The organism is Psychrobacter sp. MF31, assembly GCF_012847335.1.
In the GTDB taxonomy this organism is placed as follows: domain Bacteria; phylum Pseudomonadota; class Gammaproteobacteria; order Pseudomonadales; family Moraxellaceae; genus Psychrobacter.
The window spans coordinates 538731-561831 of sequence record NZ_JABBDX010000001.1 but is presented as its reverse complement, the minus strand read 5'-3'; the positions used below and the strand labels follow the sequence as shown (position 1 = coordinate 561831).

Annotated in this window: 17 protein-coding genes; 7 read left to right on the top strand and 10 right to left on the bottom strand. The window is 45.8% G+C overall.

The annotated features are described in order from the left end of the window. The first annotated feature begins 323 nt into the window (after positions 1 to 323). The 3 genes from HF322_RS02365 to HF322_RS02355 all read left to right on the top strand — a co-directional run bounded on the left by HF322_RS02365 (position 324) and on the right by HF322_RS02355 (position 5444). A complete protein-coding gene (locus HF322_RS02365) occupies positions 324 to 1508 on the top strand; it encodes a CNNM domain-containing protein (protein ID WP_169391773.1) in 1185 nt (394 codons plus the stop codon). 119 nt (positions 1509 to 1627) lie between these two features. Further along, positions 1628 to 2122 carry a hypothetical protein gene (locus tag HF322_RS02360; RefSeq protein WP_169391772.1) on the top strand — a complete coding sequence of 165 codons (495 nt, stop codon included), beginning with the start codon at positions 1628 to 1630 and terminating at the stop codon, positions 2120 to 2122. A 232-nt stretch (positions 2123 to 2354) separates the two neighbouring features. After that, on the top strand, positions 2355 to 5444 hold the full coding sequence (locus tag HF322_RS02355) for a LysM peptidoglycan-binding domain-containing protein (protein ID WP_169391771.1): 3090 nt from the start codon (positions 2355 to 2357) through the stop codon (positions 5442 to 5444). Positions 5445 to 5521: 77 nt separating this feature from the next. On the opposite strand, the gene HF322_RS02350 is transcribed toward HF322_RS02355, so the two are convergent. After that, a complete protein-coding gene (locus tag HF322_RS02350; protein WP_169391770.1) occupies positions 5522 to 6295 on the bottom strand; it encodes a Nif3-like dinuclear metal center hexameric protein in 774 nt (257 codons plus the stop codon). A gap of 277 nt (positions 6296 to 6572) precedes the next feature. Here HF322_RS02350 and HF322_RS02345 point away from each other — a divergent pair, with 277 nt between their 5' ends. Further along, the gene (locus HF322_RS02345; RefSeq protein ID WP_169391769.1) at positions 6573 to 7904 is read left to right on the top strand and encodes a S1C family serine protease; all 1332 of its coding nucleotides are present in this window, start codon (positions 6573 to 6575) and stop codon (positions 7902 to 7904) included. Between the two features lie 83 nt (positions 7905 to 7987). Here HF322_RS02345 and yfaE read toward each other — a convergent pair whose 3' ends face one another. From yfaE to HF322_RS02305, 8 genes are all read right to left on the bottom strand, one after another. Then, complete coding sequence (yfaE, locus tag HF322_RS02340) at positions 7988 to 8254, bottom strand: class I ribonucleotide reductase maintenance protein YfaE (RefSeq protein ID WP_169391768.1); 267 nt, start codon at positions 8252 to 8254, stop codon at positions 7988 to 7990. Positions 8255 to 8362: 108 nt separating this feature from the next. After that, a complete protein-coding gene (gene nrdB, locus HF322_RS02335; protein ID WP_169391767.1) occupies positions 8363 to 9496 on the bottom strand; it encodes a class Ia ribonucleoside-diphosphate reductase subunit beta in 1134 nt (377 codons plus the stop codon). 40 nt (positions 9497 to 9536) lie between these two features. After that, entirely contained in the window at positions 9537 to 10238 is a 702-nt protein-coding gene (locus HF322_RS02330; protein ID WP_169391766.1) for a hypothetical protein, read from the bottom strand. A gap of 519 nt (positions 10239 to 10757) precedes the next feature. After that, complete coding sequence (gene nrdA, locus HF322_RS02325; protein WP_169391765.1) at positions 10758 to 13034, bottom strand: class 1a ribonucleoside-diphosphate reductase subunit alpha; 2277 nt, start codon at positions 13032 to 13034, stop codon at positions 10758 to 10760. A gap of 540 nt (positions 13035 to 13574) precedes the next feature. After that, a complete protein-coding gene (locus HF322_RS02320; protein ID WP_169391764.1) occupies positions 13575 to 13973 on the bottom strand; it encodes a DUF493 domain-containing protein in 399 nt (132 codons plus the stop codon). Positions 13974 to 14105: 132 nt separating this feature from the next. Further along, positions 14106 to 15989 carry an RNA polymerase sigma factor RpoD gene (rpoD, locus tag HF322_RS02315; protein ID WP_169391763.1) on the bottom strand — a complete coding sequence of 628 codons (1884 nt, stop codon included), beginning with the start codon at positions 15987 to 15989 and terminating at the stop codon, positions 14106 to 14108. Positions 15990 to 16268: 279 nt separating this feature from the next. Then, positions 16269 to 18401, bottom strand: coding sequence for a DNA primase (locus HF322_RS02310; RefSeq protein WP_169391762.1), 2133 nt, complete (start codon positions 18399 to 18401; stop codon positions 16269 to 16271). Positions 18402 to 18643: 242 nt separating this feature from the next. Further along, on the bottom strand, positions 18644 to 19837 hold the full coding sequence (locus tag HF322_RS02305; RefSeq protein ID WP_169391761.1) for an outer membrane protein assembly factor BamD: 1194 nt from the start codon (positions 19835 to 19837) through the stop codon (positions 18644 to 18646). A 356-nt stretch (positions 19838 to 20193) separates the two neighbouring features. Between HF322_RS02305 and HF322_RS02300 the strand changes: the two genes are divergently transcribed. The 3 genes from HF322_RS02300 to HF322_RS02290 all read left to right on the top strand — a co-directional run bounded on the left by HF322_RS02300 (position 20194) and on the right by HF322_RS02290 (position 22892). Continuing rightward, entirely contained in the window at positions 20194 to 21324 is a 1131-nt protein-coding gene (locus tag HF322_RS02300; RefSeq protein WP_169391760.1) for an RluA family pseudouridine synthase, read from the top strand. A 51-nt stretch (positions 21325 to 21375) separates the two neighbouring features. Beyond that, entirely contained in the window at positions 21376 to 22239 is an 864-nt protein-coding gene (gene pgeF / locus HF322_RS02295) for a peptidoglycan editing factor PgeF (protein WP_169391759.1), read from the top strand. A gap of 65 nt (positions 22240 to 22304) precedes the next feature. Continuing rightward, positions 22305 to 22892: a flavodoxin family protein gene (locus HF322_RS02290; RefSeq protein ID WP_169391758.1), complete on the top strand. Its 588-nt coding sequence runs from the start codon at positions 22305 to 22307 to the stop codon at positions 22890 to 22892. 48 nt (positions 22893 to 22940) lie between these two features. On the opposite strand, the gene HF322_RS11615 is transcribed toward HF322_RS02290, so the two are convergent. After that, the gene (locus tag HF322_RS11615) at positions 22941 to 23069 is read right to left on the bottom strand and encodes a hypothetical protein (RefSeq protein WP_258192774.1); all 129 of its coding nucleotides are present in this window, start codon (positions 23067 to 23069) and stop codon (positions 22941 to 22943) included. Positions 23070 to 23101: the final 32 nt, after the last annotated feature.

Here is a 23101-nt window from a genome sequence, read left to right as displayed (position 1 = left end):
AACCATATGATCGTCGATCATTTTAATTACCAAATGCTGATTAGCGTCGTGATTGCAAGCTTGGTTTATTGTGAAATCGCCTTATCAATGCTACTATCAAATTTGCTCATTTTAGGTTCAACTTTGATAGCTTTAATCATATATTTTTAAGTCATCAAATATTTTTAAGCGCATATTTTAATTGGCTGAACTGCGCCAAATAGAGCAACGCTTTCTTTTTTTAATTATAAATAGGTTAATACTTGACTGTGTCATCAATATCAAAATCACGTCGCCGAAGGTCGCCCTCTTGCCAGAAGTCGGCGTCTGCTGAACCTCCCCCGATGAGGCGATTAAAACAATTTTATTTGCCCCTTTTACTGCTGATTCCCATAAGCGCTTTTGCTGCTGAGCTACCAAGCGAGCCTACGACCACCAACGTGGTTTTATTGATTATCTTTGTGGCAATTGCAATCGGCACGTCCTTTTTATCCTCGTTGGCTGAGTCGGCACTATTGACCATGACGCCCTCATACATCGCCGATATTCAAGACAGCAATCCTAAAAAAGCGGAGATGTTAAAGCGGCTTAAGGTTGATAACATTGACCAATCGCTTGCGGCTATTTTAACATTAAACACCACCGCCCATACGTTAGGATCGATCGGGGCAGGGGCGCAAGCCACCATTGTGTTTGGTAACGCTTGGTTTGGCGTGTTTTCAGCGTTGATGACGCTAGCGATCTTAATCTTTTCTGAAATTATCCCCAAAACATTAGGAACAGTATACTGGCGCGAGCTTGGCGGCTTTGTTGCTCATTTTGTTCGCGGCATTATTATGCTGCTTTATCCCGTTATTTGGCTTTCTGAGCGCTTAACCAAGCTGTTGGTTCGCGGTAAAGAAACAGATGTTTTTAGCCGCCGCGAATTTGCCGCGCTTGCCAGCATTGGTGAAGAAGCAGGTCAAATTGACCCGCTTGAGTCGCGAATTATCCGCAATTTATTAGCATTTGGCGCAATTAAGGTTGAGGACATCATGACCCCGCGATCAGTGATGCTTGCCTTTGATCAACACAAAACGATCGCTGAAGTACTGGTTGATCGCCCAAAGCTCACCTTTTCACGGCTGCCCATTTATGATGGCGACCTTGATAACATCACCGGCTTTGTTTTAAAAACGGATCTGCTGCTGGCAAAGGTCAACCACAATGTCCACAAATCACTTCATGAGTTTCAGCGTGACATCAGCTTTGTATTTTCCAAAATGAAGCTGTTTGATTTGCTTGATTTGATGCTAAAAAATCGCATTCATATCGCCGTAACCGTTGGCGAATATGGTGAGGTAAAAGGTTTGGTCACGCTTGAGGACGTTCTTGAAACTTTGCTTGGGCTTGAAATTGTCGATGAAATTGATCGCGTTGAGGACATGCAAGCGCTGGCTCGGCAAATGATGGATCGCCGCGTCAAGCGCTTGGGAATGAAGCTTAATGACGAGGTCGAGGACAATTTGGATAAAGCTGATTCCCTTTAACCTTAATAGTAACGAAGTTTGTGTCAGCAATAATCCCACAGGACGTTACATAACCGTAAAATTTTAGTGATAGGCTATTAAGATTACGGATAAAGTTCATTATTGATTGAGATTATTTCATGAAACCTTTAAATAAAGCTCGGATTTTAACCGTGCTGTTAAAAAGTCTGCCGATTTTAGGTGTTGGCGCGATCGCAACTGGTATTTGTATTTCTGCTCAAGCCGCAGTGATGACTGAAAGCTTGGTTCAAAGCTATGCTGCTGCTATGAAATCGGCGGCAAACAGTCAAAATATTGGTCAAGTTGCAAAGCTGGTGTCGGAGGATGCGCTAATTTCGATGTCACGAAAGGGCAAATCGACCAGCCTTGATAAAGACGCTTATTTAAAATTGTTACAAAGTAGTTGGAGCCAAACTTCAAACTATCATTATGATATCAGCATTGATAACATCGTGATTACCGGAAGCCAAGCTAAAGCCAATGTCAATACGGTGGAAAGCTGGGTCAAAGATGGCAAAAAAGTGTCGTTTGTGACCACCTCGCGCGTCACTTTAGCCTTATCTACAGGAAATGCGGTGCTGTTACGAGCCGTCTCGCAAGTGACTATCGATTAATAAATCGATTAATAAGCAGCTGTCTTATTAAAATTAACGATGAGTATAAATGCTATTATTTTTAACGACGATCAAACAGCTGGGTAGTTTTTAATGGCAGCTGTTAAAACTTTAGTATTGTAATTGCGGTAAGTTTTTTTATAAAATCATGACTTTATCATTTTGCAAGGGATGAGGGATTATCCTTTTGCCCCTTTTTTATTTATTTTGCTGTTAGGATACGTTTATTATCATGTCTACTGTGTCATCGACTTCTCGCGCGTTTATTGCGCTGCCTTTATCGCTTGCTGTGACCACCTTATTGGTGAGCGGCTGTAGCAATACTTCAGCAGTTAAATCGACGGGAACGGCGACAACTCCGGTGGTGGTGAAGCGCCCAAGTGGGCAAGTATCAGGAAAACCGGTAACCAAGCCTGCTGCTCAAAGTGACTACTCAACTGCGTTTTTAGATGCTGAAAGCTTAGAAGAGTTGGCAGATTTGTTAGAAGCCACCGACATGACGATGGTTGAGGACAATAAGCTGATCATCCAGCAATACGGCGATTTGTGGAATCGCTTGCGGGCAGGCTACCGCATGAACAATGGTCGCCCCATTTACAATCAGCGAATTGAAGGTCAAAAAAGCTGGTTTGCCAGCCGCCAAGATTATTTAAATCGCTTGACCGCTCGTGCCAGTCGCTATTTATACCATACCGTCCGTGAGGCTGAGCGTCGCAATATTCCAACGGAGCTTGCGCTGTTGCCTGTGATTGAAAGCTCTTATGATCCCACAGGAACCAGTACCGCAGCGGCGGCAGGGCTTTGGCAGTTTATTCCAAGTACCGGTCGGATTTATGGGTTAAACCAAAGCAGCACTTATGATGGCAGGCGCGATGTGATTGAATCAACGCGCGCCGCTTATGACTTTTTGACCGCGCTTCACAACCAATTTGGCAGTTGGGAGCTGGCGCTTGCCGCCTACAACGCAGGTCCTGGTCGGGTTCAAAAAGCAATCGATGCCAATGCTGCTCAAGGGCTGCCAACCGATTATTGGTCACTTAGGTTACCCACTGAAACCATGAACTACGTACCGCGATTTTTAGCGGTCGCAGAAATCGTGGCAAACCCAAGTCAGCATGGCGTTTATTTGCCTGCCATTGCTAACCGTCAGCATTTTCGCAGTGTTCCGGTCAACTATGGGGTAAGTCTTGCTGAAGTTTCCCAAATGACGGGTGTAAGCTACGATGAGCTACAAAAGCTTAATCCAGCGCTGACCTCTGCCAAAGTGGATGCCTCAGGACCACAGCGGGTGGTCATTCCAAACGACGTCGATGTGAATATCGATGCCAAACTTATCAAGCTTTATGGCAATGGCACCAGTGACGTTTGGGCAGCGTCGCAATCTCAAAGCCGCGAGCCAAGCGTTGTTAGTACTCCAAGCTATTCGTCTAGTACTCCAAGCTCGCCAAGCTACTCTACTGCCAATACCGGAAACTCAAGCTATAACACCAAGCCTTATGACACCTCAAAGCTTCCAAGTACTGGTCGCGGCTTAGCGGATTATGCGGCAAGTGCAAGCGTACCTCAGCAAACGACCAGCTATATTCCGCCGACAGTGAAAACCACCAGCAGCTCCGTTTATAGCAATCAAGCGGCGGTCTTTAATGAGCCGCCAATCACCAGTAGTGAAACTCAAAAAATCAACGCTGAATTGAAAAATAGCAATAACTTGCCGACCACTTCCGCGCAAATCACCAAAAACAATACCGTCATTCAAGAACCAGCATTATCCCGTGAAGAGCGCGACTTTATTGCCCGTCAAATTCAAGCTCAAACCGCTGAAACCAACGTCATCAGCAGCATTGATGGCAATATTAAATTGTCCGCCATTCAAACTCAGCAGTCGATTTTAGAAGCCAGTGGCAAAGATAAAAAATTAAGCTTTGCAAATCCTACAGCAACCGCCAAACCAAAACCGCAAGGCGTGCGAACCACGTATACGGTGAAGCGCGGTGATACGTTGTCCAATATTGCCTCGCGAGCAGGCGTCAGCTGGCGCGATATTGCTGAATGGAACCAAATTGATGCCAATGCCAATTTGCTTTCAGGAAGTACGCTTTATTTATACAATGCCCGCCCGATTGAGCCATTAGCGCAAAGCTCGGCGCCAAGCACCCCTGACAGCTATACCGTTCAGGCAGGCGATACGCTGATTGGGACGGCTAATCGCTTTGGTTTGTCCGTCACTGAGCTTGCCAGCTACAATAATATCAGCAGCCGCGCCGATTTGCTTCGTGGTCAAAAGTTATGGCTCATTCCAGGAAAGGTCAAAGCGCCGGTAAGCACGCCTGCTGCGCCCTCAAAATCGCCTTCTAAGCCTGTATCAAGCTCAAATACCAAAATTTATAAGGTTAAATCAGGCGATGGCTTGATTGCGCTTGCCCGCCAATTTAACATGAGCACGCAAGCCTTAGCCGATTTAAATGGAATGGGCGCAACCGACTCTTTATTTGTAGGTCAAAGCTTAAAAGTTCCAGCAAGCGTTGATTTTTCAGCAATGACGACTCCCGCTTCTGCCCCTGCTAGACCGAGCGCCCCTACCAATACCAGCTTAGCAGCAACGAGCAATTACACGGTAAAATCTGGTGAAACGCTTATCGGTATTGCAGGAAGCTTAGGGTTGAGCGCCGAGCAAATCGCGGCGGTGAACAGCAACGTTGATACCAATACGCGATTGCAGCGCGGTCAAACGATTAAAGTTCCGGTCAGCAAATCACAAGTCGATCGTCAGTTAAATAACCAATCGGTCAGTTATAAAGTGCAATCGGGCGATACGTTAACGGGCGTTGCCAAGCGCTATAATATTGGCATTAGTGAGCTTGCTGCTGCCAATGATCTGACGGCATCCTCTAATTTGATTTTGGGAAAAACCATCACGATTCCGGCTGCCGGAAGCCGTCCTGCTCAATCGGCAACTGCTCCTTCGCAAGCAGCAACCTCAGCGCCTGCTCAAGCAAATAGTAGCTCAGGTAAAAAACTTGGCAACACCGAAAGCTATAAAGTGCAATCGGGGGATGGCTTGATTGCCCTTGCGCGCCGTTTTGGTGTTTCAGTTGAAGATTTGGCAGCGACCAACAACATCGCGACCACAGCTCAGCTTCAACTTGGTCAAACTATCAAAGTTCCTAAAGTCACCACCACCTATACAGTCGGCTCAGGGGACAGCCTGATTGGTCTTGCTCGCAAATATGGCGTATCAACCAAAGAGCTTGCGGACATGAACAACATCCCAACCGATACCATGCTGCAAATGGGTCAAAAATTAACCGTTCCTAATCGCTAAACTTTGAACTATAAAAAAGGCTGATGGATATTCAGCCTTTTTTTATAGTTCAGTTTAAAACTCCAAAGCTTTAAAACTTACGCCGGATTATCGATGCCAATAAAGGTAACGGGAATATTAAACTGCTCAGAAACTACTTTGCCAAGCGCTTCAATACCGCCGAGCTCGGTGGCATGATGACCACAAGCAAAATAATCAATGCCAAGCTCGCGAGCGCTATGGGTAGTTCGCTCTGAGATTTCCCCTGAAATATAAGCCTCACAGCCCATCATTGCTGCTTGATCGATCATATCTTGAGCGCCGCCTGAACAAATGCCAATACTCGAAATTTGAGCGTCGCGATTTCCTGAAATGAAAAGTGGCTTTCGACCTAAGACCTTTTCAATGGTTTGGCAAAGCTCATCGCTATCTTGCGGCGGGCAAGTGGCAATATTGCCAACCGGTCTTGCTTCAGTAGGATATAGCGCTCCGGTAATGGTCAAGCCAAGATTGCGCGCTAGAATGGCATTGTTGCCAATCTCCGGATGGGCATCAAGCGGCAAGTGATAAGCAATTAAGGATATCCCGTGTTGCATAAGCTTACGGATTCGCTTGCCTTTCATGCCAGTAATGGGCGCAGGCTCACCTTTCCAAAAATAGCCATGATGAACCAAAATGGCATCTGCATCTATTTTAATCGCCGCATCAATGAGCGCTTCGGACGCTGTGACTCCGGTGACGATGTGATTGATCGCCGCGCCGCCATCGACTTGCAAGCCATTTGGGCAATAGTCTTGAAAGCTTGCCGCGGATAAATAGTCATCACAAAATTTGGTAATGTCTTGAGCAAAAAGGGCAGAATCTTTTTTCATAAGCTTATCTTTTTAATGGGCAAAATAAAGGTCAATAAGTTTCATTTTAGCATATTAATACAGGAGCGTTTTAGCGCTAAAATTTAAGCAAAAATTAGATAAAGTGCTATCAGCAAAAGCGCAGACAATCCCAATAACTGAAAGGCTACACGATGGGTTACCTTTTTTGCTTGTAGGCGGCTATAATTTAGACATTTCCATGCTTTTTGCCCTAGCTTTGTTAGATTTTCTTAACGCTCAACTTTTAATTTTACGCTGATAATCCGAGGTTGGTTGTATGTCGTCATCCCCAAATGCCAATGATAAGTCAAAGGTTTGGCAGTGGTTACCGTGGTTGTTGCTGCTCATCTTTGTGATGCTGTCAGTTTGGCTGTTTATGCAAATGAAAACGGCATCAGAGGCAAAATGGGAGCCGCCAAGATCGACAACAGAAGCACCGGCAAACGTTCCGGCAACTTCGGACAAGCCCGTTAATGCGATTGCCTCTTATCATGATGCGGTCGCAAGGGCGTCACAATCGGTGGTCAATATCTACACGACCCAAGCGGTCAGCGAGCACCCTTATAGTGACGATCCGGTGCTGCGGCGGTTTTTTGAGTTTCATGGCGGCGGCGATCCCGATCAGGGTGCAACCAACTTAGGCTCAGGGGTGATCGTGTCAAAAGACGGCTATATCGTGACCAATGCTCATGTGGTCGAAAAAGCCGATGAAATCACGGTTGCGTTAAGTGATGGTCGCAAAAGCCGAGCCAAAGTGATCGGCACTGATCCTGACAGCGACTTGGCGGTGATTAAAGTTGATATGCAAGGCTTGACGCCGTTGATCTTCCGCGAAACGCCGATTCGCGTTGGTGATTTGGCCTTGGCAATTGGTAATCCGTTTGGGGTGGGTCAAACGGTCACCCAAGGTATTATCTCAGCAACGGGTCGCACTGGACTTGGCGTCAATAAGTTTGAGGACTTTATCCAAACGGATGCTGCGATCAATCCGGGCAACTCAGGCGGCGCGCTCGTTGATGCCAATGGTGAGCTGGTTGGGATTAACACGGTGATCTTTTCACGATCAGGCGGCTCATTGGGGATTGGTTTTGCCATTCCAACGGCGCTGGTTGAGCAGGTGATGAACGCCATTATCAAAGACGGTAAAGTCAGTCGCGGCTGGCTGGGTATCGAGATTCAATCGCAGCTTCGTGACCCAACTCAGCTTGAAAGCTCCACCGGCGTTGAAGTTATGAGCGTCGTTCCCCAAGGTCCTGCGGCAAAAAGCGGTCTTAAAGTTGGTGATGTCATCTTGACCATTGACGGCGTTGAGATGACCGATGCCAACACTTTAGTTCAATATGTGGCAAGAAAACCGCCCAATATTGAGCTAAATGCCCAAGTCTTGCGCGGCGGTAAAAATAAACAAATCAAAATCATGCTAATGGAGCGACCAGCACAAGAAGAGCCGGATCCGACCATTATTTTTGATGAAAATCTTGGCGGTCAAGATGCGCAAAACCAAGCTCAAATCGCTCCTGAATTGAGTGAAGCGGAGCGCAACCGACTTCGTGAAGAGCTTTTAGAGATGATCGAACAAGATGCCATTCGCCGTCAACAGCAACAATAATTGTAAAGCTTAAGCCATAAAAAAAGCGCGTCATCAAAACGCGCTTTTTTGTAATTCAAAATCTATCTTTGATTTATGCTTAATCAATCCTTTATCAACTCGTGATTAAGATGAATCACGCCCTGAACGCGGCAGCAGCACGGCAAGATTTCATCGTCATCGATCATCGCAATCGGCTGAATGACATATTCAATAGGCACGGAAACGGAAACGCATTGAACTCGGCAACTGCCGCAATAGCCCTCGCGGCATTGATAGCTGATATCGTGACCTGTTCGCAGCAGCCCATCAAGCAGCGTTTCTTCTTCGTGCAAATAAAACCGCATCTTTGTGGTTATTACCCAAGTCATCACCAATCCTATTGTTTTTAAGCTTTAACATTGAGGCGCTTTTGGTACGTTGTTGCAACGCGTTTTTTTAACGTTTAACCGTCCAGTTTTTATTTTACCTAGGTTTTATTACAGCTCGAAGTCATCAAAGTCATTGTTGGACAAGTCCGAGTCGATCTGACCGACCAAATACGAGCTAATTTCGGTTTCTTGCGGGGCGACTTGGACGTTGTCGGACGATAGCCACGTGTTAATCCACGGAATCGGGTTTGATTTTGAATTGGGGAACGCTGACGGCAGCCCAATCGCTTCCATTCGCAAGTTGGTGATGTACTCGATATATTGGCATAAAATGTCTTTATTTAGCCCAATCATTGAGCCGTCTTTGAACAAATAGCCCGCCCAAGCTTTTTCTTGTTCGGCGGCAGTTTTGAAAATCTCGATGCTTTCTTCATAGCAGCTGTCAGCGATGGCGACCATCTCAGGGTCGTCTTTACCATTTCGCATGAGGTTCAGCATGTGCTGAGTTCCGGTTAAATGCAGCGCCTCATCACGGGCAATGAGCTTGATGATTTTGGCGTTGCCTTCCATCAATTTGCGCTCGGCAAAGGCAAACGAGCAGGCAAACGACACGTAAAAGCGGATGGCTTCTAACACGTTAACCGCCATCAAGCACAAATACAGCTGCTTTTTGAGCGAGGTTAAATCAACGGTGATGCTCTTGCCGTTGACGTTGTGCGTTCCTGCGCCAAAGATGGTATACAGTTGGGCGCTTTGGTACAGCTCATCGTAATAACGGGCGATGTCGGCGGCGCGCTCTAAAATGTGCTCGTTTTCCATAATGTCGTCAAATACCACGCTTGGGTCGTTGACGATGTTGCGGATGATGTGGGTGTAGCTGCGTGAGTGGATGGTCTCGCTAAACGACCACGTTTCAATCCACGTTTCAAGCTCGGGGATGGACACCAGCGGCAGCAGCACCACGTTTGGGCTGCGACCTTGGATGGAGTCGAGCAAGGTTTGGTACTTGAGGTTACTTAAAAAAATGTGCTGCTCGTGCGAGGATAAGTTGCCAAAGTCCATTCGGTCTTTTGACACGTCGACTTCTTCGGGTCGCCAAAAAAAGCTCAGCTGCTTTTCGATAAGCTGCTCAAAGATGGGGTGCTTTTGTTGGTCGTATCGCGCGACGTTGACCGGTTGACCAAAAAACATGGGTTCGGTCAGGGCGTTGTTTGGTGTTTGGGAGAAAATTGAGTAGGTCATGGGATTGCCTTTGAAAGTTGTCTTTGATTAATGGATAAAATTAAAAGTTACGGAGGTTTTTATATTCAGTTAATATTGCTGAAAGTTCAGGTTTGAACGAGGCAATATAATCATAAGAAATCCCAAAACTACCGCTAGGATGTGGCAATCCTACAACTTTACAATGCTCGAAAGATTGAAAGTGAACTCTAAATTTTGTACCAGAAGACGGCTTTTGAATGACGGTTCTGCGCTCGGTAATATCGCCCATAACTTCAATAAACTTGGGCAAAACTGCTGGATTTTGCAGATAATCTATCAATTTGCTTCCCATTAACAATATAACTTTTGGACGCAGGGCGTTAACGTGATAAATAAAATTGTCAACGTGCTCTGGCATGATGTATTTATCGGCATCGCTGTCATGAATTGAATGACCTTGTGTGTCTGCCCAATTGGTTTGCACAAGTGATTTTTCGAAATTGCCGCCAAGCTCATTGCTATCTAACGGGAATCCCCAAAGCTCAAACCACTGCTTAATATTATTATCATAACGCCAAGTGTTTGCGCGCTCGCCCCAGTAACGCGCTTTATTTGCAAAGGTATGTTCAATATCTATTTCAGGCTCAACAAGGTTATTATCTTGGGAATCTTTTTGGTCTTGTTTACTCATTCCCCATTCATAGCCACAAATCATCAATCCATCTTGGTCATTAAAACCTTTGAAAATTGAATTTCCTAAGTTTAAGTTCTTAGATTTCATAGTCAACCCTTATTAATTTCATAGTTAACAACAATCCAATTAGGATGATGCTTGAGACAAGTAGACGAAGACCACCTTTTGGCAGTCTTCGTCGAAAATCATACTTATAAAAATATCTTAGCTAATTAAAGTAAAAAGCTAAGGAACCTTAAGCACATCGGAGTCACTTCTGAGTTTAGAAGATAATCGACTAAGATGAGTAAAAGCTCAATACTGAACTTTGTTATAAAGCTCATAATGTTGCCCTCATAAAATGGTGATTATTAAATCACGATTTTCGGTGACTACTACTTCACGATTTTCTTTGGACAAGAGATAAGTTTTCTAATAAGATACACCTCACAGGTTGTGAAGGACTTGACTAGCACATATCACTTGTGAAAGTCAATAGTCTTAACTCTCGGACAGAAAATATTCCAGTACTTTCTATCCCCAATGGCATAGTAGATTAGGTCTTCTATGCCATTTTTAATGCCTGATAATTAAAAGCAGACATTAAAACTCGAGAGTTAATAACCTTTAAATCTTACAAGCCCCGCCTGCGCAATCATCTTCCATATCCGCCTGAGCATCGTTCGCGCCGTCCCGCGTGTTGTGATAATACAGCGTTTTCACCCCAAGCTTATACGCCGTCAGCAAGTCTTTGAGCAGCACCTTCATCGGAACGCGCTGACCCTCAAAGCGGGTCGGGTCGTAGTTGGTGTTGGTCGAGATGCTTTGGTCAACGAACTTTTGCATGATGGCGACCAGTTTTAAATAGCCGTCGTTGTTTGGCATTTGCCAAAGCAGCTCGTACTGGTGCTTGAGCGTGTCAATATCAGGGACGACTTGCTTTAAGATGCCATCTTTTGACGCCTTGATGGACACCAAACCACGCGGCGGCTCGATGCCGTTGGTGGCGTTGGCGATTTGGCTTGAGGTTTCAGACGGCATCAGCGCGGTCAAGGTCGAGTTGCGAAGACCATGCGCTTTGATATCGCTGCGAAGTGCTTCCCAATCAAACACCAGCGGCTCTTGGCAAACGCTGTCCAAGTCCTTTTTATAAGTGTCAATCGGCAAGATGCCTTTTGAATAAGTGGTCTCTTTAAAAGCAGGGCAAGCGCCTTGCTCGCGGGCAAGCTTGTTTGAGGCTTTAAGCAGATAGTATTGCAGCGCCTCAAAGGTTTGATGCGTAAGACCTAGCGCGCTGTCGTCGGAGTAGCGCGTGCCATTTTTTGCCAAATAATAAGCGTAGTTAATCACCCCAACGCCCAATGTCCGGCGGCGCATACTACCATTTTCAGCAGCTTTTACCGGATAATCTTGATAGTCGAGAAGGGCATCTAAAGCGCGAACGATCAGCTCGGCAGGCTCTTCGATGTCGGTGATGTTGTTTACTTTGCCAAGGTTGACCGCTGATAGCGTACAAAGGGCAATCTCGCCGGTTTCGTCATTGATGTTATCAAGCGGACTGGTTGGTAGCGCAATTTCCATACAAAGGTTAGACTGACGAATCGGCGCAACGCTTGCATCAAACGGGCTATGGGTGTTGCAGTGGTCAACGTTTTGGATATAAATGCGACCGGTGCTGGCGCGCTCTTGCATCATCAGGCTAAAGAGGTCGGCTGCCGGAATTTGGCGGCTGCGGATGCTCTTATCATTTTCATACTGAGTGTAAAGCGCTTCAAACTTGTCTTGGTCTTCAAAAAACGCATCGTAAAGCCCCGGAACGTCGCTTGGCGAAAATAAGCTAATATCTTGACCTTTAATCAAGCGCGAATACAGCGTTTTGTTAATCTGAACGCCGTAATCCATATGGCGGACGCGGTTGTCCTCAACGCCGCGGTTGTTTTTTAGCACCAAAAGCGATTCCACTTCTAAATGCCAAAGCGGGTAAAACAAGGTCGCCGCCCCGCCGCGAACGCCGCCTTGCGAGCAGCATTTGACCGCCGTTTGAAAGAGTTTATAAAATGGAATACAGCCGGTATGCTGAGCCTCACCGCCGCGAATCGGGCTACCAAGCGCGCGGATACGACCGGCGTTAATGCCGATTCCGGCGCGCTGCGACACGTAGCGAACGATCGCGCTGGTGGTGGCATTAATCGAATCTAAGCTGTCACCGCATTCAATCAATACGCAAGAGCTGAACTGGCGCGATGGCGTTCGAACGCCGGACATGATGGGCGTTGGCAAGGAGATTTTAAATTGCGAAGTCGCATCATAAAAGCGTTTAACAAAATCTAAGCGTTCCACTTTGTCATAATTGGCAAACAAGCACATGCCAACGAGCATATATAAAAACTGCGGGCTTTCAAATACGGTCTTGGTCACGCGGTCTTGAACGAGATATTTTCCTGCCATTTGCTCAACAGCAGCATAAGCTAAGTTCAAATCGCGGTTGTGGTCGAGGTAGTCGTTCAGCTCGTCAAATTCTTCGCGGCTATAGTCTTCTAAGATGTGAGTATCGTATTTGCCGTTATCGGTTAAAGTTTTGACCTGATTGAAAAGCGATGGCGGGTTAAATTGACCATAAGCGATTTTACGCAAGTGAAAAATTGCCAATCGCGCCGCCAGATATTGATAATCGGGCGTGTTTTCGGAGATTAAGTCTGCTGCCGCTTTAATGATCGTTTCGTGAATGTCGCGCGTTTTGATGCCTTCATAAAACTGGATGTGCGATTTAAGCTCAACTTGCGATACCGACACATTGTCCAAGCCCTCAGCTGCCCACGTGATCACCTTGTGGATTTTGTCCAAATTGATCAGCTCGAGTCGCCCATCACGTTTGGTTACTTGAAGTTTGTCAATATGTGTCATGCTGCCCTCATCGATAACGCTTAGTTTGTCAAAAATTTACTTATAATCGTTTTACCAATCCAGCGCAATTTTGTCTACTTTTTTAGACAATAACAGTCCGCAAGCTACTGTCAAAAATTGAGCAGTAAACACAAGATATAGCGCCAGTGGAAGTTGGTAGCCACAATATAGCGGGAAAAATCTGAAAATGCTATCTTGATTTTAACGGCGATTTATGCGCCCAAGCTCGATCAATAATCAAATTTTAAGCAAGGTTCGATAGGATAAGGGTTAGGGGAGAATTGGGCTCTTTAAAAAGAAATTGTAAAAGCAAGTTAAAATAAAAAATGCTCTAGGGCTTGCTTTTTTGGAAGATTGATTTTTTAACTGCCTATGTTAAAAAGCGAGGCTTAAGGCAATCGTTGCCCTCTAATTTGGGCGCTGATTGTACCTAAAATTTGCAAAAATCGCCAGCCTAAAGGGTGACGATTGCGAGCTAAGTTTATAACAAATTAAAGTAGCGATCCATTCAAGAAGGTCACTTAATAAAGCTACTTAAAATTACAGCACCATCCGAACGGTTTTAGCATTATCAAGGGCGGCGTAAAGCTCGTTGACCTGCTCGGCGTGAGTTAAGTATAAGTTGACGCGAGCGGAGTGAAAGCGACCGGTTTTGGAAGGTTTTACTTCGATCGATGCCAAATCAAACTCAGGGAATTGACTGCCTAAAATCAGCTTGATTTCGTTGAGTAGCGTCTCATGCTCGCCTTCATGACCGATGATGCTCATGGGGTAATCCATCGGAAATTCCCAAAGCTCAGGGTTTTGAATGTCAGTTTTTTTGCCTTTGATGGCGCGCTCGGGGGTAACGTCAGAGAGGGTTACCGCTTTATTTTCAGTTTTTGGGGAAGCATTTTGCTGATTATGGTCTTTTTTTGGGTCGTTTTTATGGTCGCTCATGAGAAATCCTTAGTGCGAGGCACAATGAGGTGATCGTGATTTAAAAATATTTTGGTCACAAAAAAGCTGAGTCAGGCTCAGCTTTTAAATAGCTTACAATCTTTATAAGGCTTAACGGCGCAATTTCAAGAATCAATCGTTTTCAAGGAAAGACCGCAAGTGCTCGGATCGCGATGGATGACGCAGTTTACGCAGTGCTTTGGCTTCGATTTGGCGGATGCGCTCGCGGGTCACGTCAAACTGCTTGCCGACTTCCTCAAGCGTGTGGTCGGTTGGCATGTCGATCCCAAAGCGCATCTTTAAAACGCGAGCTTCACGTTCGGTTAAGTTGCTGAGCACATCACGAGTAGCTTCACGAAGTCCGGCAGACGTTGCATCATCAACAGGGCTTGAGATGGTTTGATCTTCAATAAAGTCGCCTAAGTGCGAGTCTTCATCATCACCAATCGGCGTTTCCATAGAAATAGGCTCTTTGGCGATTTTAAGTACTTTTCGGACTTTAACTTCGTCCATTTCCAAGCGTTCGCCTAATTCCTCAGGCGTTGGCTCGCGACCCATTTCCTGCAAGAGCTGGCGGGAAACGCGGTTGATTTTGTTAATCGTTTCAATCATATGTACCGGAATTCGGATGGTTCGCGCCTGATCGGCAATCGAGCGGGTAATCGCTTGGCGAATCCACCATGTCGCATACGTTGAAAATTTATAACCACGGCGATATTCAAATTTATCGACCGCTTTCATCAAGCCAATGTTACCTTCTTGGATCAAGTCCAAGAACTGCAAGCCGCGGTTGGTGTATTTTTTGGCAATTGAAATCACAAGTCGTAAGTTGGCTTCAACCATCTCTTTTTTGGCGCGGCGGGCTTTGGCTTCCCCGATTGCCATTCGGCGAGCCACGTCCTTCATGTCATGGATTTCCATGTCAAGCTTTTGCTCGTAGTCGCGAATTTTGCGCTGAAGTAAAATGACATCATCAATGACTTTTTCAAGCGTTTCGGCAAAGCCCGGTTTGCCTTTTAAGCGCTCAGTGAGCCAATCAACGTTGGCTTCATTACTTGGGAAGGTTTTTCGAAACTCATTTCGCGGCATGCGACCACGGCGGATGACCAAGCGCATGATTTGGCGCTCAAGCTTACGAACATCGTCATAAACATCATGCATAATCGCCATAACTTGATCGGACAGGCGATTGTTGAGTTTGAGCATCATAAAGCGCTCAGCAAGCTTAGCGTAAGCGGCTTCGGCTTCACGGCTACCGCGACCATGCTCATTAAGCGCCGCTTTAGCAATGGTAAATAGCGCTTCGATTTCCTCTAAGCGAATGCGAACTTCTTCAGGGTCAATGCCGCTTGATTCTTCTTCAGCATCTTCATCATCGACCGCATCGAGATCTTCTTCGTCTTCATCGTCATCTAAATTGACATCTTTGCTGCTGCCTTTGGCTTTGATGACCGGAATATTGTCATCGTCATCGGTGGGCGCAATCTCATCGGTTTCAGGGTCTAAAAATCCGGTGATGACGTCGGACAGCTTTTTTTCGCCTTCCAAAACGCGCTGATACTCATCAAGCACAAACTGAACCGTTCCTGGCCAATATGCCATGGCAAACTGAACATCGCGGATGCCTTCTTCAATACGTTTGGCAATGGCAATCTCGCCCTCGCGGGTCAGCAAATCGACCGTTCCCATCTCGCGCATATACATCCGAACCGGATCCGTGGTGCGACCCGGCTCAGTTTCAACCGACGCCAATACTGCTGCTGCCTCGTCAGCTGCCATATCGTCATCGCTTGCGTCATCGCTCATCAAGATGTCATCGTCATCGGGCGCAGACTCAAAGATTTTGATGCCCACATCGGTGAGCATTTGGACAATATCTTCGATCTGATCGCTTTCGGTGATGGACTCTGGCAGCTGATCGTTGACCTCAGCATAGGTCAAATATCCTTGCTCTTTTCCCATCTGAATTAAGGTGGCAAGCTGCGAGGTGGACGTAGAAACTGACTTATCGTTCATAAAAACTCACTTTCAAAATTGCATGGATACGGAAGGCTAAAACAGCAAAATGATTCAAATCGGCTAACAATAACCTCAAGATTGCGTCAGCACAACTACCCTAAAAGCTCACGATATTGCCGATTGGCAGATGTCATGACTGATGACTGTAATATGAGTGGTAAGGAGGCTAAGGATAATTGGTGCGTAGTTTATCACAGACTACAAGACCGCATAATGATAATTCATGGGGGCGATGGCTTATATTTAAAGGGGAGGGGTTAGGCATAGCGATCAAAGCTAAATGCTCATCATTTGCGCGGACTGCTCAGCGTGATAAGCGCGAAGCCAAGTTTTTAATAACTGAGCTTGGCTGCGAACAATGGTCATGGTGATGATATCAGGATTTTTAATCAGCTGTTTATGTTTATTTTTCATATGCCGCTCAAGCAGACCGCTGACTAGCTCTTCAATTAAACCATCGATTTCTAAAATATTTCTAAAAATTAACGCTTGATAAAAGTCAACCCAATAAGCGCTTAACTGCTGCCTTGTGCTTGGGTTAAGATTCGATAAAATAAAATGCGCGGCGGCGTTGATATCATTTGGGAGCACATTTTGGCAGCGTTGAATGGTGCTGACCACATCCAAAAGCTCAGCGTCTTGAAGATCCGCCCAAGCCAGCGTTCGACTGGCATCACTTGGCGCTTTGGTTTTAATATGCTCCGGCAAATTGAGCTTATCAATGCCGGCTTGTTGCCAAATGGTTTGGATCGGGTCATCCACCAAAGCTTGCGGCTGAAATAAAAAGCACAGCTGCAAATGCTGGCTTGTGGTCATGCCGCCATTAAAGTTTAATAATGCATCTTTAGCATCACGGTTTTGATTGCGCTTGCCGCCAAGCTTTTGATAAATGTCATTGTTGAGCAAATAGCGAAAGCTGCTGCCTTTAGGCAATAGCGCCCCAAGCTTGCGAACTTGCGCCATCAATTTGGCTTTACCTTCAGCCAAGCCCAAATCATGCTGAGTGCTCAAATAAGCAAAAATGTATTGCGATAAGGGCATGGCAGAAGCAATGTGCTCGCGCATCGCATCCGCCCCATAAGCTTTGATAAAGGTGTCGGGATCATGATTGTTCGGTAGGGTTAAAAAGCGCAGCTCTTTATCATCACTTAATATGGGAAGGCTAATTTCAAGCGTTCGCCAAGCGGCTTTTTGACCGGCGCTGTCGCCATCAAAGCTTAACGTTAACGTTGGGTTGAGCTGCAATAGCCGCGCAATTTGTTGCTCATTGACCGCCGTTCCCATAGACGCCACCGCGCCATAAATTCCGGCTTGATAAAGCGCGATGACGTCCATGTAGCCTTCAACCACCAGCCAATCATTAGCGCGCTGTTGACGCGACTCATAATAGCCATAAAGTACATGCTGCTTATGAAATACGGGCGAGTCTGAAGAGTTGATATATTTGGGCTTAACCTCATCATCAAGCGCGCGACCGGCAAAGCCAATGATGCGACCTTGGTTGTCTTTGATAGGAAAAATGACCCGATCACGAAGCAAGTCATAATCGCGACCTGAGTCGGATTTGCGAACTAAGCCGAGCAGTTTTAGCCCTTCGATATCCTCAGGAAAAGCTTGCTCTAAATGCTGCCAACCAAACGGTGCGTAGCCTAAAGCAAAGGTTTTGATGCTTTCATCACTGATGCCGCGCGCGGTAAAATAGTGCTTGGCATGAGCATGCGTTGACAAATTGTCTTGATAAAATTTGCAAATTTGCTCAAGAAGCTCGTATAAATTGCCGTCGCTATTAGCATTGGCATCATTTACCGGATTTTCGGCGCTTATCGACTGTAAATAATCAGGCGGCGAGTCATAAAAACGTTGCGAAAAGTCATTTTGAGAAAAATGCTCTTCTGAAAAAGAAGGCGCTGCCAAATCTTGATAAAAATCGCGATCAGCAAATTCATAGCCTGCCGGACTGGTGGTTGAGATTGCACCATAACCATAATTGTCATTAGGCTGAGGATGATTTTCGCGATCATGACTTACCGCGGGGGTCTCTGCGGCATGATGATGCGCCGCTGAAACCGCTTTTTTTGGTGCCGCTTGTTTTTTATAGCGGATATTTTGCCGATCTTCTTTAGGGACTTCAATTCCGGTTTGCCGCGACAGCTCTTCAACGGCTTCCATAAAGGTGAGGTTTTCATAATCGCGCAAAAACCCAAGCGCATTGCCGCCTGCTTGGCAACCAAAGCAGTGATACATATTTTTTTGCGGATTGACAAAAAATGACGGCGATTTTTCCCCATGAAAGGGGCAGCAGCCGCGAAATTCATTTCCTGATCGTTTAAGTGTGGTGTGGCGACCAATGATGCTGACCAAATCAGCTTGGCTGTTTAATTGCTCAAGGATGTGGTTTGGAATACTCATGCAATCAAAAAAGTCGCTTTTAGAGGGTCACTGGTTTTAACAGAGAAAATAAAAGGTCAACTGCTTGGGTTGACCTTGTTGTTGCTATTCTAGCACAGTTATTAAGAATTTTTTTAGCTTAAATATTAGCCGCAATCGTAAAAAATAAGTCAAGGCAGCAAAGCTTATGCCGCGCTTGACCTTAACGATAAAAAGCCAAACGCTGAAATTTTTTCAGTTGTAATTTACCTCAGTCGCCTGATTTATTCGCTACGAGGCGCTGGCGAATTTGGGTTAATTTGAAGTTGGCTACTGCCAGGAAGCGTGGTTCGGCGTGTGGGGTTGGTGACTTCAGGATCAACTTCGGCATCAAAAGCGGCGTCACTGGCGCTACCTTGACCGGTGATTTGTTCAGCGGCACTTTCAGGAAGTCCAAGACCGATATTCACCCCGCCGCGCGGCTGAGCTGAAAACGGCAAGCTACCTTGAGCACTCGCACCGCTATTTGGCAAGCTGAGCTGAGCGGCAGTTCGGATCATTTGCGTTTTGGTCGCACCGGTAAATTGACCGCTTGCCACGGAGTCATCTTTCATGCTGGCGCGACCAAGCTGACCAAAGGTGAGTTTATTAACCCAAGAGCGGTCGGCTTTGGTGGCAAGTTTCACTCGACCATCATTGGTGAGCCAGTTTGGATAGTTGATTTGTAGCAGCTTTTTATAATCATTTGCCAAGTCATTAAGCCCAAGCTTTTCATGGCTATACGCCAAAATGGCAATCGCTTCAGGAACCGACTCACTTAATGGATAGTATTGAAATACCCATTTAGCACGGTTAACCGCAGCAACATAAGCATCGCGTTTGATATACCAATTGGCAGCAGCAAGCTCACTTTCAGCAAATTGATTGTAAATAAACGTCATTCTTTGCGCGGCATCTGGGGCGTAAGGGCTGTTTGGGTATTTGTTAATTAATTCTTGGAAATTGGCAAAGGCTAAGCGGTAATAGGCGGTATCGCGCTCAGCTTGGTTGACTTTAAACAGCTTAATGCCTTCAGCGCCGCCTTGCATATTGGCAACGCCGCGAACGTAATAAGCGTAGCTGACTTGCGGGTTTGAGGGATAAAGGCGGATAAATTGCTCCGCGCTTGCCGCTGCCATCTCATATTTGCCGCTTTGGTATTGCGCGAACATCATGTCCAAAAGCGCTTGCTCAGCAAATTCGCCCGTGGGATAAAAGGTGCGCAAGTTGGTTAAATCTTCAACCGCTTGGGTAAATCTGCCTTTATCAATTTGAGCTATGGCATCACGGTAGTAGGCTTCTTCTGATTTTTCAGCTTTTTCGACGGCATCTTCTTTTTTATTGGTCAAATTTTTAAACGTCTGACAGCCGGTTAAGCTGACACTCAACGCAATCAGGGTAATTGAGGATAGTTTTAACATCGAGGTGCCAGCGCGCATAACGTCTTCTCCGAAAAACAGACCGAAGCCTTGTCGCCATCACTTAGCAACAAATCGGTTTTAGATCACTTTTGAGAAATAATCAGTTAGAATTGAATTGGGGTAAAATTAGCCGTGACAGTTTAGCATGACCTATGCCTGTTTGGGGTAGCAAAATCGCAATTTGGGAACAAATATACACGAAGCAACCGACGCGCAATAATTAAGTTAAAAAATAAAAAGGCAACTGGTTAAACAATGAAAACTAAAAAAGTAGCTCAATAGCAATCAAAAAGATAACGGCGCACCACAGGGACTAGGGCTTTGATGACGGTCATGCTAAACTAGCGCTTGACTTATTATTTGATGATACCGCCATGACTTCTTTATCTGCTCCTGCTCAACCATCTGCTGTAAATGCTGACTTTGAAAATTTGATCAGCGATGATTTGGGATGTGATGAAGAGGTTGATAATGATGCGTTTGATGAGGGCGCCTTTGACGATGACGGCGTTTTTGCAGTTGAGCGCGACAATGATAACTTTAATCAAGATATTGACTTATCGCATACGGTAACTGATGCCGAGGCAGGGCTTCGACTTGATAAAGTTGCCGCAATTGCATTTGCTGATTTTTCCCGAGCGCAGCTTCAAGATTTTATTAATGATGGCAAGCTTTGCTGTAATGGCGCGCCGCAAAAGCCCAAATACCGCTGCAAATCAGGCGATGAGCTCACCCTTGTTGCCACCCTTGAGCAGCACGGCACGGATTTGCCTGAAGACATCGCCCTTGATATTGTCTTTGAAGATGACGCGGTGATTGTGATTAACAAACCCGTTGGCATGGTCGTTCACCCCGGCGCTGGAAACATGACCGGAACACTCGTTAACGCGCTGCTGTTTCATTTTCCAAACCAAAAGCATCTGCCGCGAGCAGGGCTGGTTCATCGAATTGACAAAGACACCTCAGGGCTGCTTATCGTTGCCAAAACCAAAGCCGCGCAAATGGACTTGACCGATCAGCTAAAAGACAAAGCGGTTTATCGCCATTATCAATGCGTGGTGGCAGGGGACGCTCAAAGTTTGCAGCGGCATCGAACGATTGATGGGCCCATCGGTCGCAACCGCAATCAGCGCACCAAAATGGCAGTGACCAGTCAAGGTCGCGATGCGGTCACCCATTTAATTGGCATTAGCGCATTAAACGACAATTATTGCTTGCTTGACGTGGCACTTGAAACAGGGCGAACGCATCAAATCCGTGTTCATTTAAGCCATTTGGGTCATCCGCTGGTCGGCGACCGCGTTTATGGCAGCCGCCGGCAATTGCGAGCAGGGCTTAGCCCATTTCAGCGCAGTTTTATCGAAAAATTTCCAAGGCAAGCGCTTCATGCTTATGAGCTTGGCTTTGTTCATCCGCTCACCGGCGAGGACATTGAAGTTCAAGCGCCATTGCCGGACGATATGCAGCAGCTTATTGACGTATTAAAGGGCGATATTGGGGAATAAATGGCTAAATAAAAACCATAATAAAAATTAAATAAAAAATAAGGCAAAATTATGGCATCAACCGTATTTGAGCAGTCCAAACTTCCCATAACTTTGATTGAAAAGCTGGATAAGGTCAGTGTTTTCCAAACGGCTGCCTTTACCGAGGTATCGTTTAAAAATGCCGATGTTGATACTGAATCAAGCACAAGTTACGGCGATTTTAATTTAGGTCTTCATGTCAATGATGACCCAACCTCGGTGCTTGCTAACCGAATGCAATTGCTTGCCGCCATAAACCAAACGCTTAATAAAAATAACCAGCCTTTGATTAATCAGCTATTTTGGCTCAATCAAGTTCACGGCAATCAGGTGTTTCAAGTGAAAACATCTCATCTTGGCATGATACCGCCAAATGCGGACGCTCAAATCAGTGATGAGGCGGGCACCGGTCTTGCTATTATGACTGCCGATTGCGTTCCCATTGTGCTTTATCAGCCGGAATCAAACAAAATTGCGGCAATCCATGCTGGCTGGCAAGGTTTGGCTTGCGGCGTCATCAAAGAGACGGTGAAGCAATTGAGCGATACGCCAATTATCGCTTGGATTGGGGTGGCTATTAGCCAAGACAATTATGAAGTTGGCAGTGAGGTTTTAGCCCAATTAAAGTTAGCTTGCCAAAATGAGCAGTTGGTAGCGCAGCCTAATTTAGCAGATTTTGATGATCGTTATGCTAAAAAATCTAGAACCGATAAAGTATTTATTAATCTGCCAAAGCTTGCCTTTGACCAACTAACGGCGCAAGGTATTCGCGTTCAATCAATGGCAAACGCTTGTAGTTATGGCGATGCGAAATTTTATTCTTACCGTAGGCAGTCGCATCAACATCAAAGCGCAACCGGACGAATGGCGCTGGTGATTGTTCGCCACGATTGAAAATAACTTTTTTAATCCTCATGATAGTTAACCTATAGTTTTTAACCTTAATTTGAGTCTTGACCATGACACCAAACGATAACTTGCCCTCTGATTTGCGCATTGCCGTCATTTACCACAGCAATTATGGTCATACCAAGCGCGTGGCAGAAGCGGTGGTGATGGGCGCGCAAAATCAGCTTGCCAAAGATTGCGTCAAAGCCGTGGATGTTCACAAGGTTGATTGGGAATTTTTGGATGCCGCTGATTTGCTCGTGTTTGGTAGCGCCGTTTATATGGGAAGCGTCACGGCAGAATTTAAAACCTTTATGGATGAAACGTCCAAGCGCTGGTATCACCGCCAGTGGGAGGGCAAGTGGGCGGCAGGATTTGCCAACTCAGGCGGATTGAGCGGTGATAAACTTGCCGTACTTCAGCAAATTTGCCTTTACGCCATGCAGCATGGCATGAACTGGATTGGCATGCCGTTGATGCCAACCGGTCACGGGGACGAGGATTTAAACCGATTGTCGAGCTTTTTAGGACTCATGACGCAATCGCTTGACGCGCCGCCCGAGGAGTCACCCAATAAAGGCGATATCAATACCGCGATTTGGTTTGGTGATCATCTGGCAAAAACGATCCTTAAACATCAGCCAAAATCGCCAAATTGATTTAAAATTTGAGCCTTTAAAAGCAGCCAATCGTCAGGCTGCTTTTTTTTAGTCTTTGATTAAGTGCTGATTGAAATCGGCGGTTACCGGAATGGGGCTGTCTACAAATTGGATCGATTGGCATCCTGATACTGTTAAAGTCGCTATCAAGCTCAGCGCTAGCATGGCGTTTTTCATAACCTAACCTCTAAAATTATTGCGTCAAATCC